The organism is Pseudomonas sp. Au-Pse12, assembly GCF_021341665.1.
GTDB lineage: Bacteria > Pseudomonadota > Gammaproteobacteria > Pseudomonadales > Pseudomonadaceae > Aquipseudomonas.
Genome location: NZ_JAJTTH010000004.1, coordinates 48,118 through 62,487, shown reverse-complemented (window position 1 = coordinate 62,487; position 14,370 = coordinate 48,118). Strand labels below are relative to the sequence as shown.

Genomic DNA, 14,370 nt, shown 5'->3' with positions numbered 1-14,370 from the left:
GGCTCGGCTATTTTTTAATCGATTGCTGGCGTCGTGCCGGATAATTCTGGAAAATTCACCAAATCCGACAGAGAGGCTGAATCATGAGTGACAAGGATAAACAGCCGTTGGCTGCGTCGGCTCCCGCACCCACCGAGGTTGCCGAAACCGCCGATGCAGCGTTGCAGCATATCGTTGACGGCTTTTTGCATTTTCATCATGAAGTCTTCCCGCAGCAGGAAGAGTTGTTCAAGAAACTCGCCACGGCCCAGCGGCCACGGGCGATGTTCATTGCCTGTGCCGATTCGCGCATCGTTCCCGAACTGATCACCCAGAGCTCCCCGGGCGACCTGTTCGTGACCCGCAACGTGGGCAACGTGGTGCCGCCCTACGGGCAGATGAACGGGGGTGTTTCCACGGCGATCGAGTACGCGGTGCTGGCCCTGGGGGTGCATCACATCATCGTTTGCGGGCATTCGGACTGCGGTGCCATGCGCGCCGTGCTCAACCCGCAGAGCCTGGAGAAGATGCCCACGGTCAAGGCCTGGCTGCGTCATGCCGAAGTGGCGCGGACCATGGTCCACGAGAACTGCGATTGCGCCGACGAGTCTTCCAGCATGCATGTGCTGACCGAAGAGAACGTCATCGCCCAGTTGCAGCACTTGCGCACTCACCCTTCCGTGGCCTCGCGCATGGCCAACGGGCAGTTGTTCATCCACGGCTGGGTCTATGACATCGAGACCAGCTCGATCAAGGCCTATGACGCCGACAAGGGTTGTTTCCTGCCGCTCGATGGCAGCCACCCGATCCCGGTGGCGACGCCCAAAGCGCGCTTCTGATCCCTTCCGGCAAGCCCCTGTGAAGTCGAGCCCGGACGGCCTTGTGCGCGCGCAAGGATTCGAGGCGCGGGGCTTGAAGGGTCATCTGGAGGGCTGGCTGGGCAGCGCGGGCGGGGCTGGAACGTAGTAGATGCGGTCGGCCCCTTCGCCACAAGGCTCGGCGCGAGCCTTGCTGGCGAGGAGTGGGTCAGGCGGCGGGCTGATCGAGTTCCAGTTCCACGCCCAGCTGGCGCGACAGGCAAGGCCAGCGTTTCCAGGCGGCCTCGGTGTCCGGGCTGTTGAGTGTGTCGCGGTAGGCTTCGACTGATTCCAGGGCGAAGCTTTCTTCGTTGAGCATCGCGTCGACGGCATGGTGCACCGCTTCGTCCAGCTGGTTGGCGAAGGTTTCGCCGATCAGTTGGTGGGCGATGAGGTTGGCAACCGTCATGTCCAGAGGGATCAGCGGACGGCTGAAATGCTTGATGTACAGATCATTCACTTCCTCTACCAGGCGCAGGGCCAGGTAGGCCTCATCCAGCAGGCTGTCGAGCCCGACGTGGCCGTCCATGATGGCGGGCGGCTGGAGGAAGAATTGCTCGGCGATCTTCAGTACCGGTTTGATCTGCGATTCGATGCCGGCTTCCCGGGCTACAGAGTGGGCGGCGTCCAGAAGGTCTGGGACCTGGTCGATATAGGCGCTGACGAAACGGGTCATGACGCCCTTGGCGTCGACTTCGGGCAGCGAGATGGCTGGGTGCAGGTGTGGTAGTTGGCTCTCCAGCTGACGGGTCAAGAGACCGGTACTGGCTTCGTGTTGCTGGGCCAGTTTGATCTGCTCGCGCAATGCGGCGGTGTTCATGAAAACTCCAGGTTACAAGGACATGAATAGGGAGCACATAAGTTAGCGTGCTTACAAAAGCAGTTAAGACGCATTTGTCATAATTATTTCATGCTTAGTCATCGCGGTTATATCGCTTTGTCGGTGCTGAACCCTGATCCCTTTTTCTCCGTGGCCTGCAAACCCCTTTCCCAGTGTTTCAGCTGATTTACGCCCTCGCGTTGCGAGGTGAGAGTCGCTGTCTATACTCGCCAAGGAATGAAGTTAGCTGATGACGCTCGACTGCAGACGCAGCGAGGCCCCGGCCGGTTTAAGTTCGTAGTCTAGGCAGCCGCTCCCTTGCCGCAGGTGTTGAGCCTCCGGGATAACAAGAACGATAAGGGGAACCCGCAATGATGCGACATCCACATGTCTGGATGGGCCTGCTGTTGTGGTCGGTATTCAGCCAGGCGCAAGCCGCCTGGACGGTGAATATGACGCCTGGGGCGACCGAGATAAGCCACGCGGTATTCGACCTGCACATGACCATCTTCTGGATCTGTGTGGTGATCGGGCTCATCGTCTTCGGCGCGATGTTCTGGTCGATGATCGTGCACCGTCGCTCCACCGGCCAGGTCCCGGCCCGCTTCCACGAAAGCACCACGGTGGAAATCCTCTGGACCATCATTCCCTTCCTGATCCTGGTGGCCATGGCCGTGCCCGCCACGGCAACGCTGATCAAGATGTACGACACCAGCGAGCCGGACGTGGACATCCAGATCACCGGCTACCAGTGGAAGTGGCACTACAAGTACCTGGGCCAGGATGTCGAGTTCTTCAGCAACCTAGCCACGCCCGCCGAGCAGATCCACAACAAGACCGCCAAGGGCGAGCACTACCTGTTGGAAGTCGACCAGCCGCTGGTGCTGCCGGTGGGCGCCAAGGTGCGCTTCCTGGTGACCGCCGCCGACGTCATTCACTCCTGGTGGGTGCCGGCCTTCGCGGTCAAGCGCGATGCCATTCCCGGCTTCGTCAACGAGGCCTGGACCCGGGTCGACAAGCCTGGCATCTACCGCGGCCAGTGCGCCGAGCTGTGCGGCAAGGACCACGGCTTCATGCCGATCGTGGTCGAGGTCAAGAGCCAGGCCGACTACGACACCTGGCTCGGCGAACGCAAGGCCGAGGCGGCCAAGCTCAAGGAACTGACCAGCAAGGAATGGACCCTGGACGAGCTGGTGGCCCGTGGCGACAAGATCTACCACACCACCTGCGTTGCCTGTCACCAGGCCGAGGGCCAGGGCCTGCCACCGATGTTCCCGGCGCTCAAGGGTTCGAAGATTGCCACCGGTCCCAAGGAGGCTCACCTGAGCCTGGTGTTCCACGGCAAGCCGGGCACCGCCATGGCGGCGTTCGGCAAGCAGCTCTCGGAAGTCGACATCGCCGCCGTCGTCACTTACGAGCGCAATGCCTGGGGCAACAACAAGGGCGACATGGTGACGCCCAAGGATGTCCTGGCGCTGAAACAGGCGGAAAGCAAATGAGCCGGTTCATCGAGTATTTGCGCAAGCGGTCGCGGCACGTCGCTGCCGATCATCCCGTCCATTCGCTCGCAGGAGACAGGACATGAGTGCTGTGATCGATGACCACGGCCACGCCGGCCATGATGACCACGCCCACGGTCCCGCCAAGGGGCTGATGCGCTGGGTATTGACCACCAACCACAAGGACATTGGCACCCTGTACCTGTGGTTCAGCTTCTGCATGTTTCTCCTCGGCGGCTCGTTCGCCATGGTGATCCGTGCCGAGCTGTTCCAGCCCGGGCTGCAGATCGTCGAGCCGGCGTTCTTCAACCAGATGACCACCATGCACGGCCTGGTGATGGTCTTCGGCGCGGTGATGCCGGCCTTCGTCGGCCTGGCCAACTGGATGATCCCGCTGATGATCGGCGCCCCGGACATGGCCCTGCCGCGGATGAACAACTTCAGCTTCTGGCTGCTACCGGCGGCTTTCCTGCTGCTGGTCTCGACCCTGTTCATGCCCGGTGGCGGGCCGAACTTCGGCTGGACCTTCTACGCCCCGCTGTCCACCACCTACGCCCCGGAAAGCGTGACCTTCTTCATCTTCGCCATCCACCTGATGGGCATCAGTTCGATCATGGGCGCGATCAACGTGATCGCCACCATCCTCAACCTGCGTGCCCCGGGCATGACCCTGATGAAGATGCCGCTGTTCGTCTGGACCTGGCTGATCACCGCCTTCCTGCTGATTGCGGTGATGCCGGTGCTGGCCGGTTGCGTGACCATGATGCTGATGGACATCCACTTCGGCACCAGCTTCTTCAGTGCCGCCGGCGGTGGCGACCCGGTGTTGTTCCAGCACGTGTTCTGGTTCTTTGGCCACCCCGAGGTGTACATCATGATCCTGCCGGCCTTCGGCGCCGTCAGTTCGATCATCCCGACCTTCAGCCGCAAGCCGCTGTTCGGCTACACCTCGATGGTCTACGCCACCGGGGCGATTGCCTTCCTGTCGTTCATCGTCTGGGCGCACCACATGTTCGTGGTGGGCATCCCGCTGGTGGGCGAGCTGTTCTTCATGTACGCCACCCTGCTGATTGCCGTGCCCACCGGGGTCAAGGTGTTCAACTGGGTGAGCACCATGTGGCAGGGCTCGCTGACCTTCGAGACGCCGATGCTGTTCGCCGTGGCCTTCGTCATCCTGTTCACCATCGGCGGTTTCTCGGGGCTGATGCTGGCCATCGCCCCGGCGGACTTCCAGTACCAGGACACCTACTTCGTGGTGGCGCACTTCCACTACGTGCTGGTGCCGGGGGCGATCTTCGGGATCTTCGCCTCGGCCTATTACTGGCTGCCCAAGTGGACCGGGCACATGTACGACGAAACCCTGGGCAAGCTGCATTTCTGGCTGTCCTTCGTCGGCATGAACATGGCGTTCTTCCCCATGCACTTCGTCGGGCTGGCGGGCATGCCGCGGCGGATTCCGGACTACAACCTGCAGTTCGCCGACTTCAACATGGTGTCCTCCATCGGCGCCTTCACCTTCGGCGCCACGCAGATCTTCTTCCTGTTCATCGTCATCAAGTGCATTCGCGGTGGCAAACCGGCCCCGGCCAAGCCGTGGGAAGGCGCCGAGGGCCTGGAGTGGAGCATCCCTTCGCCGGCGCCCTACCACACCTTTGTCACCCCACCGGAAGTGAAATGAACATCTGTGTTGTAGGAGCGAGCTTGCTCGCGAAGGCGTCGGGCCAGGCGCTAGAAGGCGTCGCCCGGTTCGCTGGCAAGCCAGCTCCTACAGGTTCGGGAGGGCGTTGAGATGGCCGAGATTTCGCTGAAGAAACTGGTGACCCGCCTGTTGCTGGTGGTGACGGCGATGTTTGTCTTCGGTTTTGCCCTGGTGCCGATCTACGACGTGATGTGCAAGGCCCTGGGGATCAACGGCAAGACCGGCGGGCAGTACGCGGACCAGAGGCAGCAGGTGGATGAATCGCGCCAGGTGCGGGTGCAGTTCCTGTCCACCAACGCCATCGACATGGTCTGGGATTTCTATCCCAAGTCCGATGACATCGTGGTCCATCCGGGGGCGGTGAACGAGATGATCTTCATCGCCCGCAACCCCAGCGACCACCCGATGAGCGCCCAGGCTATCCCGAGCATTTCCCCCAGCAGCGCGGCCACGTACTTCCACAAGACCGAGTGCTTCTGCTTTACCCAGCAGGTGCTGCAGCCCGGGGAGAAGATCGAGATGCCGGTGCGTTTCATCGTTGACCGCGACATGCCCAAGGATGTGAAGCACCTGACGCTGGCTTACACGCTGTTCGATATCACCGCGCGTCATCCACCGGTGGCGGTTGCCACCAAGACCGGTGGCTGAACGACCTAGCGTGCCCGATAAGGAGAACAACCCATGGCGACTCATGAGCACTATTACGTTCCCGCCCAGAGCAAGTGGCCGATCATCGCGACGGTGGGCATGTTCGTCACCGTGTTCGGCCTGGCGACCTGGTTCAACGACCTCAAGGCGGCGCGCCCGGAATCCCATGGGCCACTGATCTTTTTCGTCGGCGGCCTGCTGCTGGCCTACATGCTGTTCGGCTGGTTCGGCGCGGTGGTCAAGGAAAGCCGCGCCGGGTTGTACAGCGCCCAGCTCGATCGCTCGTTCCGCTGGGGCATGAGCTGGTTCATCTTTTCCGAAGTGATGTTCTTCATGGCCTTCTTCGGCGCGCTGTTCTATGTGCGGCACATGTCCGGGCCCTGGCTCGGCGGTGAGGGGCACAAGGGCATCGCCCACATGCTCTGGCCGAACTTCGAGTTCGTCTGGCCGCTGCTCAACAACCCCGATCCGAAACTCTTTCCACCGCCCAAGGCCACCATCAGCCCCTGGGGCCTGCCGCTGCTCAACACCGTGCTGCTGGTCAGCTCCAGCGTCACCGTGACCATCGCCCACCATGCCTTGAAGAAAGGCCATCGCGGCGCGCTGAAGATCTGGCTGGCGCTGACCGTGCTCCTGGGCTGCGCCTTCCTCGGCTTCCAGGCCGAGGAATACATCCATGCCTATCACGAACTGGGGCTGACCCTGGGCTCGGGGATCTACGGCGCGACCTTCTTCATGCTCACCGGTTTCCACGGGGCCCACGTGACCATCGGCACGCTGATCCTGTTCGTGATGCTGATGCGCATCATGCGTGGGCATTTCGACGCCGAGCACCAGTTCGGCTTCGAGGCCGCCAGTTGGTACTGGCACTTCGTCGACGTGGTCTGGATCGGCCTGTTCGTGTTCGTCTACGTGCTCTGAGGCGCTGTTTAGGCGTTGCTGCGCCCTACCAGGGCGCGTGGGAGACCAGCTGGCCGCTGAAGAAACCCCAGGCGATCAAGCCGACGGTGATCACGGCCAGGCCCACCCGAATGCTCAGTGACGTCACCAGGCGCTTGGATGAGCTGTCGTCCTTGACCAGAAAGAACAGGCCGCTGAACAGGCTGACAACCGTGGCAATCAGCATCAGGACGATGGCTGCTTTGAGCATGGTGGGACTCCGGGGAGAACGCGATGTACAGCAGTATAGCGAGTCGAATTCTCAGCTTTGCGGGCCGGCCATGAAGGGCTTCCGGCCAGGCATCGTGCCGACTCTGGTGGTGCTGTTGCTGCTGCCGATGCTGGTGGCCCTGGGGTTCTGGCAGTTGGGCCGCGGCGAGCAGAAGCGCCAGCTGCTGGCCAGCTACGCCGAGCGTCGCGCAGCCGAACCGGTGGCCTTGTTCGAGCTGCTGGCCGCCGAGGATCCGGCCTTTCGCCGGGTGCGCCTGCACGGGCATTTCGACGCCGACCACAGCCTGTTGCTGGATAACCGCCTGCATGACGGCAAGGTCGGGGTCGAACTGCTGCAACCCTTCCTCGATCAGGCCAGCGGCCGCTGGTTGCTGGTCAATCGCGGCTGGCTGCCCTGGCCCGACCGGCGCACGCCACCGGTGTTCAGCACCCCACAGCAGAGCCTGAGCCTGGATGCCTGGGTCTACGTGGCGCCGGGCGCGGCGTTCCAGCTGCATGCCGACCCTAGCGGCGCGCGCTGGCCTCGGCTGATCACCGCCGTGGCTCCGCAGGCGCTGTGGACCGAGTTGGGGCGCAGCGGCTTCAACCATGAAGTGCGCCAGGAGTCCGGCCCCGGCGCCTACCTGACCGAGTGGCCGGTGGTCGCCATGGGCCCGGAAAAACACCAGGCCTACGCGGTGCAGTGGTTTGCCCTGGCCCTGGCCCTGTTCGCTCTCTACCTCTACTTCGGCTGGCACAACGCACGGGAGAAACGCCATGGGAACGGCCATGAATCCACCCAACATCTCTGACGCCCAGGCGCCGAACCGGCGTCGCGGCCGCTGGCAACTGGTGCTGATCCTGCTGATGGTGATCGGCCCGATGATCCTCGCCACCGGCATGTACAAGCTGCAGTTCTGGGTGCCGGAAAGCCGCAGCTATCACGGCGAACTGATCGGCAACGGCCAGACCCGCGCCGAGATCGGCGTGCAGTCGCAAGAGGATCGCTGGCAGATCCTGGTCACTGCGCCCAAGGAATGCGCGGCGGATTGCCAGCAACTGGTGTACCTGGCGCGGCAGATCCAGGTGGCCCTGGGGCGCGATGCTTCACGGGCCAGCCATGCCCTGGCCAGCGCCCAGCCGCTGAGTGCCGAGTACGAAGCCAGGCTGCAGCGCGAATACCCGCAGTTGCAGCGCTACCCCCTGGACCTGGCGACCTTCACCCGGGGCGCCCGTGACCAGGACGCACCGCAGCTGTGGATCGTCGACCCCCACAGCAACCTGGTGCTGCGCTACGACGCCCGGGTCAAGGGCAAGGACCTGCTCAATGACCTGCGCCACCTGCTGAAACTGTCGAACATCGGATAAGGGCATCGTCATGGCCAAACCTGGATTTCGCCTCGCGTTGTTTGCCACCTTGCTGGCACTGATTGTGGTGTTGCTCGGCGCCTACACCCGGTTGACCCACGCCGGCCTCGGTTGCCCGGATTGGCCGGGCTGCTATGGCTTTATCAGCGTGCCGCAGAGCGAAGCCCAGTTGGCCCATGCCGAGCGGCACTTTCCCGATACCCCGGTGGAGGCCCACAAGGGCTGGAACGAGATGGTCCACCGTTATTTCGCCGGCACCCTGGGGCTGCTGATCGTGCTGCTGGCGGCTCGCGCCTGGAGCCATCGCCGGCATCCCGGGCAGCCGTTGAAGTTGCCGCTGTTCCTCTTGGCCGTGGTGTTCGCCCAGGCGGCCTTCGGCATGTGGACGGTGACCCTCAAGCTCTGGCCGCAGGTGGTCACCGCGCACCTGCTGGGCGGTTTTGCCACCCTGAGCCTGTTGTTCCTGCTGACCTTGCGCCTGTCCGGCGTATTGCCGGCGCTGATCGTGCCGCGGCGCCTGCAGTACTGGGCCACGGCCGGGCTGGTGCTGGTGATCGGGCAGATCGCCCTGGGCGGCTGGGTCAGCTCCAACTATGCGGCGGTGGCCTGCATTGACCTGCCCACCTGTCATGGCCAGTGGTGGCCGAACATGGATTTCGCCAACGGCTTCCACCTGACCCAGCACATCGGCCCCAACTACCTGGGCGGGCAACTGGACAGCGATGCGCGTACCGCCATCCACATGACCCACCGGGTGGGCGCGGTGCTGGTGACCCTGGTGCTGCTGGGGCTGGCCTGGCAGCTGCGGCAGACCGGCATGAGCCGCCTGGCCGGCCTGGTGCTGGTGGCGCTGGGGGTGCAGGTCACCCTGGGGGCCAGCAACGTGCTGCTGCACCTGCCGCTACCTGTGGCGGTGGCCCACAACGCTGGGGGCGCGGCGCTGCTGCTGACCCTGGTGCTGGTTAACTATCACGCCCGTACCAGCCTGGTACAGGCTCGGGACCGCCTGCCCCTGGGCTGGCGGCTCAGCCCGCGCAAACAGATGGCGGGTCCCATCACCATCAAAGGAGAGATGCCATGGCGACTCTGACCGGCACCCGCCAGCACCCCCAGGCGTTCTGGCGCGATTACCTGGAACTGACCAAGCCCAAGGTGGTGGTGCTGATGCTGATCACCTCGCTGGTGGGCATGTTCCTCGCCACCCGCGCCGGGGTGCCGTGGACCGTGCTGGTGTTCGGCAACCTGGGCATCGCCCTGTGCGCGGGTGGGGCGGCGGCGGTCAACCATGTGGTGGACCGGCGCATCGACGCGGTGATGGCCCGGACCCACAAGCGGCCCCTGGCCGAAGGCCGGGTCTCGCCACGGGCGGCGCTGGCCTTTGCGCTGTTGCTGGCGCTGGCCGGGCAGGCGCTGCTGCTGGCCTTTACCAACCCGCTCACGGCCTGGCTGACCCTGGCGTCCCTGTTGGGCTATGCGGTGGTCTACACCGGCTTTCTGAAGCGCGCGACGCCGCAGAACATCGTGATCGGCGGGTTGGCCGGCGCGGCCCCGCCATTGCTGGGCTGGGTCGCCGCCACCGGGCACCTGAGTGCTGAGCCACTGCTGCTGGTGCTGATCATCTTCGCCTGGACCCCACCGCACTTCTGGGCCCTGGCCATCCATCGCAAGGAGGAGTACGCCAAGGCCGATATCCCGATGCTGCCGGTGACTCACGGCGAGCACTACACCAAGGTGCATATCCTGCTCTATACCTTCGCCCTGCTGGCGGTGAGCCTGCTGCCTTATGCCATCCACATGAGCGGCCTGCTGTACCTGATGTGCGCCCTGGCCCTGGGCGGGCGCTTCCTGCAATGGGCCTGGGTGCTGTACCGTGGCACTCGGCCGCACGCGGCGATCAACACCTTCAAGTACTCTATTTATTACTTGTTCCTGCTGTTCATCGCCCTGCTCGTAGACCACTACCTATTGTTGAACCTATGACTCGAACTCAGAAAACCGTCTTTATTCTCGTTGCCCTGGTGGCCCTGGTGCTGGGGCTTACCGTCAACAAAGTACTGTCCGGCAAGGGTCAAGGCGACCCCACTGCACTGATCGATGCCGGCATCATCCTGCTGCCGCAAAGCCGTACTTTGCCGGCGGTGAAAATGCTCGATCAGGACGGCCAGCCGGTGGTGATCGACGAGTTGAAGGGCAAATGGTCGCTGCTGTTCTTCGGCTACACCTTCTGCCCGGACATCTGCCCGACCACCCTGGCCCAACTGCGGCAGATCAAGAGCGAGCTGCCCAAGGAGGCGGTGGACCAGTTGCAGGTGGTTCTGGTCAGCGTCGACCCCAACCGCGATACGCCGCAGCAGCTCAAGCAGTACCTGGGCTATTTCGACAAGGACTTCAAGGGCCTGACCGCCGCCTCGGTGGAAGACCTGCAGAAGCTCGCCAACGCCGTGAGCATTCCGTTCATTCCGGCGGATACCAGCAAGCCCAACTACACCGTCGACCACAGCGGCAACCTGGCGGTGATCGGCCCGGACGGCACCCAGCGCGGCTTTATTCGCGCGCCGCTGAACAACCAGAAACTGGTGGCCCAGCTGCCGGTGATGCTGCAACGCAAATAACCCGCAGCAGCCGGCGTGCCGGCGAATGCACGGCTACAAACAAAACGGGGCGCCCCAAGGCGCCCCGTTTGTGTTTCTGCAACCGATCAGAACGCCGGCACGATGGCGCCTTTGTACTTCTCGAGAATGAATTGCTTCACTTGCGGGCTGTGCAGGGCGCCGATCAGTTTTTTCATGGCATCCGAATCCTTGTTGTCAGGACGGGCCACCAGGATGTTCACGTAAGGCGAATCCTTGCCTTCGATCACCAGGGCGTCCTTGGACGGATCCAGCTTGGCTTCCAGCGCGTAGTTGGTGTTGATCAGCGCCAGGTCGACCTGGGTCAGCACGCGCGGGATGGTGGCGGCTTCCAGTTCACGGAACTTCAGGTCCTTGGGGTTCTCGGTGATGTCCTTGACGGTGGCCAGGATGTTGTTGGAGTCCTTGAGCTTGATCAGGCCGGCCTTGTCCAGCAGCAGCAGTGCACGGCCGCCGTTGGTGGCGTCGTTGGGGATCACCACGGTGGCGCCGCCCGGCAGTTCGGAGAGCTGCTTGTGCTTGTTGGAGTAAGCGCCCAGTGGCTCGACGTGCACACCGGCAACGCTGATCAGCTGGGTGCCCTTGGATTTGTTGAACTCATCCAGGTACGGCTGGTGCTGGAAGAAGTTGGCGTCCAGGCGCTTTTCGGCGACTTGCACGTTGGGCTGCACGTAGTCGGTGAAGACCTTGACCTTCAGGTCCACGCCTTCTTTGGCCAGGGCCGGTTTGACGAATTCCAGGATCTCGGCGTGGGGCACCGGAGTGGCGGCCACGGTCAGGGTTTCAGCAGCGTGCGCGGAGAATGCGGCAACGGCTGCGAAAGCGACGAGTAGTTTTTTCATCGATCAAGCTCCTTGTAAGTCGCCCGACCCCGGGCGCCTGCCGGCCTGGGCCGGCAATGTTATTTGCGGGAAAAGTGCACCACCAGCTTATCGCCGAAGGTTTGCAGAACCTGAACCAGCACCAGCAGCAACACCACGGTCACCACCATCACATCGGTCTGGAAACGCTGGTAGCCGAAGCGGATCGCCAGGTCGCCGAGGCCGCCGGCACCCACCACGCCCGCCATGGCGGTGTAGGACACCAGGGTAATGGCGGTCACGGTGATAGCGGCAAAGATGCCCGGGCGGGCTTCCGGGAGCAAGGCGTTGGTAATGATCTGCCGAGTGCTGGCGCCCATGGACTGGGTGGCTTCGATGATGCCGCGGTCGACTTCGCGCAGGGCGGTTTCCACCAACCGGGCAAAGAACGGCGTGGCGCCCACCACCAGCGGCGGAATGGCCCCGGCGACCCCCAGCGAAGTGCCGGTGATCAATACGGTGAAGGGAATCATCACGATCAGCAGGATGATGAACGGCAGCGAGCGCAGGATGTTCACCATCAGCGACAGCAGCGCGTAGAGGCTCTTCTGCTCCAGCAGTTGGCGCGGGCTGCAGAGGAACAGCAGCACGCCCAGGGGCAGGCCCAGGAGCACGGTGAACAGCAGCGAACCGCCGAGCATCATCAGGGTGTCGCCGGTGGCCAGCCAGATTTCCAGCCAGTCGATGTTGGCGAAGAAGGTATCCATCAGCGCAGCACCTCCATGTGGACATCCGCCGCGGTGAAGCGGGCGAAGGCCGCTTCCATGTCACCGCCGGTGATGGCCAGGGTCAATTGCCCGTAAGGGGTGTCTTTGATGCGGTCGATGCGTCCGGCGAGGATGCTGTAGTCGACCCCGGTCTCCCGGGCCACGGTGCCCAGCAGCGGCGCGTAGGTGGCGTCGCCCTGGAAGGTCAGGCGCACGATGCGCCCCGGTACGTGGGCGAAGTCGTCGCGCTGCTCATTCTCGTCGACCTGCTCGTCTTCCTGGACGAAACGCTTGGTGGTCGGGTGCTTGGGGTGCAGAAACACCTCGGCCACCGGACCTTGCTCGACGATCTTGCCGGCGTCCATGACCGCCACCTGATCGCAGACGCGACGGATCACGTCCATCTCGTGGGTGATCAGGACGATGGTCAGGTTCAGCTCGCGGTTGATCTCGGCCAGCAGTTGCAGGACCGAGGCCGTGGTCTGTGGATCGAGGGCACTGGTGGCTTCGTCGCACAGCAGGATCTTCGGCTTGGTGGCCAGGGCGCGGGCGATGCCGACGCGCTGCTTCTGGCCGCCGGACAGCTGCGCCGGGTATTTCTTCGCGTGGTCGGCCAGGCCGACCCGGTCCAGCAGTTCGGCCACACGGCGCTCGATCTCGCTGCGCGACAGCTCGCCGGCCAGGGTCAGCGGCAGGGCGACGTTGTCGGCCACGGTCTTGGAGGACAGCAGGTTGAAGTGTTGGAAAATCATCCCGACCTGTTGCCGGAAGCGGCGCAGGCCATTGGCATCCAGCGCGGTGACTTCTTCGTCGTCGACGATGATCTGGCCGCCACTGGGGTTTTCCAGGCGGTTGATCAGGCGCAGCAGGGTACTTTTACCCGCGCCGGAGTGGCCGATCAGGCCGAACACCTGGCCATTCTCGACCCGAAGACTGGTCGGGTGCAGGGCGGGAATATCCTTACCGGCGACCCGGTAGGTTTTATGGACGTTTTGAAACTCGATCACGTAGCGAACCTTGTGGGGCGCGTTAGAAAAGGATCAGCGGTTAGCCGGGCGCGCATTTTAGCCTGTCCGTATAGAGGTTCTTAGCATTTATTTCGCAATCATCCTGCCATTTGGCAATAACGCGATCAAAGGTCATAAAAAAGGAACGCTCGCGCTTTGCGATCAGGTGCCATGCCTGGAGGCCTCGCCCCGGCCAAGCTGATCCCCGAGGAACGGGGGCCGATCACACCCTTGGGCAAGAGGGTGCTGGAGCGCAACCCGGACAATTATTTCGCCGGAACCGAGCGGGTCGCCTTTTGCCGGGGGCACATCGGGTCGGGGATCGAGAGGAAAAGGCCAAGGCCATCCCGGCCTGAACAGCGGTTCGCGGCAAGCCTGCTCCTGCGCTGGAGCCGGCTTGCCGGCGAAGGCTTTACTGCGCCTTGCGCGGCGTCAGCACCATCTGCGCCGGTACATGGCGCACGATCTGCCGGCTGATCTTCTGTTCAAAGTCCGGGTCGAGCTTCTTCACCCGCTTGCCGAGCAAGGTCGACAACCAGGGGTAATCCTCGGTGCGCGGCACCTGGATGCGCACATCGCACTGATAATTCACCACGTCGGCGGCCAGGGCATCGAGCTGATGCCGCAGCTTGCGGATGTCGGTGACGTTCAAGGCAATGGTGCTGCTCTGGGCTGCAGGGTCGATCAGCTTGGCCGGTGGGCGCGCCTCGGCTGCTTTCAGCGCCGCTTCGGCCTTCTCCAGCTCGGCTTTGCGGGCGTGGGCGATGGCGTTGTTGACCCCGCCGGTCAGCGCTGGGGCCTTGGGCATCAGCGCCCGGGCACGGCTTAGGGCGGTGGCGGCGGCATTCACGTCGCCCTTTTGCAGGACGATCTGGCTGCGCTGCAGATAAGCCTCGGCCAACTGCCGCTGGTACTGCACCAGTTGCGGGTCGTCGGGCGTCTGCGCCTGCAAGGCGCTCAGTTGGTCTTCAGCGGTGGCCAGTTCGCTGCTGGCGATGTTTTGTTCCAGCTGCGCGATGGCCGTGGCCCGCGCATCAGGGACCTCGGTGGCCGCTGGTGGCGTGCTTTGGCAGGCTCCCAGCAGCAGGGAAAATGCGACAAGGAGCAGATAACGGGAGGCGAACGGCTTCATTCCTGCGACTCTCTA

16 protein-coding genes and 1 pseudogene are annotated in these 14,370 nt (G+C 63.4%); 11 read left to right on the top strand and 6 right to left on the bottom strand.

What is annotated here, in order from left to right; translation table 11 throughout:
- Positions 1-83 precede the first annotated feature (83 nt).
- On the top strand, positions 84-818 hold the full coding sequence (locus LXM55_RS12010) for a carbonic anhydrase (protein WP_011058446.1): 735 nt from the start codon (positions 84-86) through the stop codon (positions 816-818).
- 187 nt (positions 819-1,005) lie between these two features.
- On the opposite strand, the gene LXM55_RS12005 is transcribed toward LXM55_RS12010, so the two are convergent.
- Complete coding sequence (locus tag LXM55_RS12005; protein WP_233320577.1) at positions 1,006-1,656, bottom strand: hypothetical protein; 651 nt, start codon at positions 1,654-1,656, stop codon at positions 1,006-1,008.
- A gap of 371 nt (positions 1,657-2,027) precedes the next feature.
- Here LXM55_RS12005 and coxB point away from each other — a divergent pair, with 371 nt between their 5' ends.
- The 4 genes from coxB (at position 2,028) to LXM55_RS11985 (ending at position 6,423) form a co-directional block, all read left to right on the top strand.
- The gene (gene coxB / locus LXM55_RS12000) at positions 2,028-3,155 is read left to right on the top strand and encodes a cytochrome c oxidase subunit II (protein WP_233320576.1); all 1,128 of its coding nucleotides are present in this window, start codon (positions 2,028-2,030) and stop codon (positions 3,153-3,155) included.
- 82 nt (positions 3,156-3,237) lie between these two features.
- Positions 3,238-4,833: a cytochrome c oxidase subunit I gene (gene ctaD / locus LXM55_RS11995; protein ID WP_092318196.1), complete on the top strand. Its 1,596-nt coding sequence runs from the start codon at positions 3,238-3,240 to the stop codon at positions 4,831-4,833.
- 111 nt (positions 4,834-4,944) lie between these two features.
- A complete protein-coding gene (locus tag LXM55_RS11990) occupies positions 4,945-5,502 on the top strand; it encodes a cytochrome c oxidase assembly protein (RefSeq protein WP_233320575.1) in 558 nt (185 codons plus the stop codon).
- Positions 5,503-5,535: 33 nt separating this feature from the next.
- Complete coding sequence (locus LXM55_RS11985; protein WP_233320574.1) at positions 5,536-6,423, top strand: cytochrome c oxidase subunit 3; 888 nt, start codon at positions 5,536-5,538, stop codon at positions 6,421-6,423.
- 25 nt (positions 6,424-6,448) lie between these two features.
- Here the strand turns inward: LXM55_RS11985 and LXM55_RS11980 are convergent, their stop codons facing one another.
- The gene (locus LXM55_RS11980; RefSeq protein WP_233320573.1) at positions 6,449-6,652 is read right to left on the bottom strand and encodes a twin transmembrane helix small protein; all 204 of its coding nucleotides are present in this window, start codon (positions 6,650-6,652) and stop codon (positions 6,449-6,451) included.
- Between the two features lie 70 nt (positions 6,653-6,722).
- Here LXM55_RS11980 and LXM55_RS11975 point away from each other — a divergent pair, with 70 nt between their 5' ends.
- The 5 genes from LXM55_RS11975 to LXM55_RS11955 are packed head-to-tail and all read left to right on the top strand — an operon-like array spanning position 6,723 to position 10,631.
- A complete protein-coding gene (locus LXM55_RS11975) occupies positions 6,723-7,463 on the top strand; it encodes an SURF1 family protein (protein ID WP_233320572.1) in 741 nt (246 codons plus the stop codon).
- Entirely contained in the window at positions 7,429-8,019 is a 591-nt protein-coding gene (locus LXM55_RS11970) for a hypothetical protein (RefSeq protein WP_233320571.1), read from the top strand. The genes LXM55_RS11975 and LXM55_RS11970 overlap by 35 nt, the downstream gene beginning before the upstream one ends.
- Positions 8,020-8,029: 10 nt before the next feature.
- Entirely contained in the window at positions 8,030-9,109 is a 1,080-nt protein-coding gene (locus LXM55_RS11965) for a COX15/CtaA family protein (protein WP_233320570.1), read from the top strand.
- Entirely contained in the window at positions 9,097-9,999 is a 903-nt protein-coding gene (gene cyoE / locus LXM55_RS11960) for a heme o synthase (RefSeq protein ID WP_233320569.1), read from the top strand. Before LXM55_RS11965 ends, cyoE begins: the two co-directional genes overlap by 13 nt.
- The gene (locus LXM55_RS11955) at positions 9,996-10,631 is read left to right on the top strand and encodes an SCO family protein (RefSeq protein WP_233320568.1); all 636 of its coding nucleotides are present in this window, start codon (positions 9,996-9,998) and stop codon (positions 10,629-10,631) included. The genes cyoE and LXM55_RS11955 overlap by 4 nt, the downstream gene beginning before the upstream one ends.
- A gap of 86 nt (positions 10,632-10,717) precedes the next feature.
- On the opposite strand, the gene LXM55_RS11950 is transcribed toward LXM55_RS11955, so the two are convergent.
- The 3 genes from LXM55_RS11950 to LXM55_RS11940 are packed head-to-tail and all read right to left on the bottom strand — an operon-like array spanning position 10,718 to position 13,223.
- Positions 10,718-11,491 carry a MetQ/NlpA family ABC transporter substrate-binding protein gene (locus LXM55_RS11950; protein ID WP_233320567.1) on the bottom strand — a complete coding sequence of 258 codons (774 nt, stop codon included), beginning with the start codon at positions 11,489-11,491 and terminating at the stop codon, positions 10,718-10,720.
- A 59-nt stretch (positions 11,492-11,550) separates the two neighbouring features.
- Positions 11,551-12,216 carry a methionine ABC transporter permease gene (locus LXM55_RS11945; RefSeq protein WP_233320566.1) on the bottom strand — a complete coding sequence of 222 codons (666 nt, stop codon included), beginning with the start codon at positions 12,214-12,216 and terminating at the stop codon, positions 11,551-11,553.
- Positions 12,216-13,223, bottom strand: coding sequence for a methionine ABC transporter ATP-binding protein (locus tag LXM55_RS11940; RefSeq protein WP_233320565.1), 1,008 nt, complete (start codon positions 13,221-13,223; stop codon positions 12,216-12,218). The genes LXM55_RS11945 and LXM55_RS11940 overlap by 1 nt, the downstream gene beginning before the upstream one ends.
- Before the next feature lie 183 nt (positions 13,224-13,406).
- On the opposite strand from LXM55_RS11940, the pseudogene LXM55_RS32520 reads away from it, so the two are divergent.
- A pseudogene (locus LXM55_RS32520) lies at positions 13,407-13,550 on the top strand (catalase); the annotation flags it as partial.
- Between the two features lie 85 nt (positions 13,551-13,635).
- On the opposite strand, the gene LXM55_RS11930 reads toward LXM55_RS32520, so the two are convergent.
- Positions 13,636-14,355, bottom strand: coding sequence for a PA5502 family lipoprotein (locus LXM55_RS11930; RefSeq protein ID WP_233320563.1), 720 nt, complete (start codon positions 14,353-14,355; stop codon positions 13,636-13,638).
- Between the last annotated feature and the right edge of the window lie 15 nt (positions 14,356-14,370).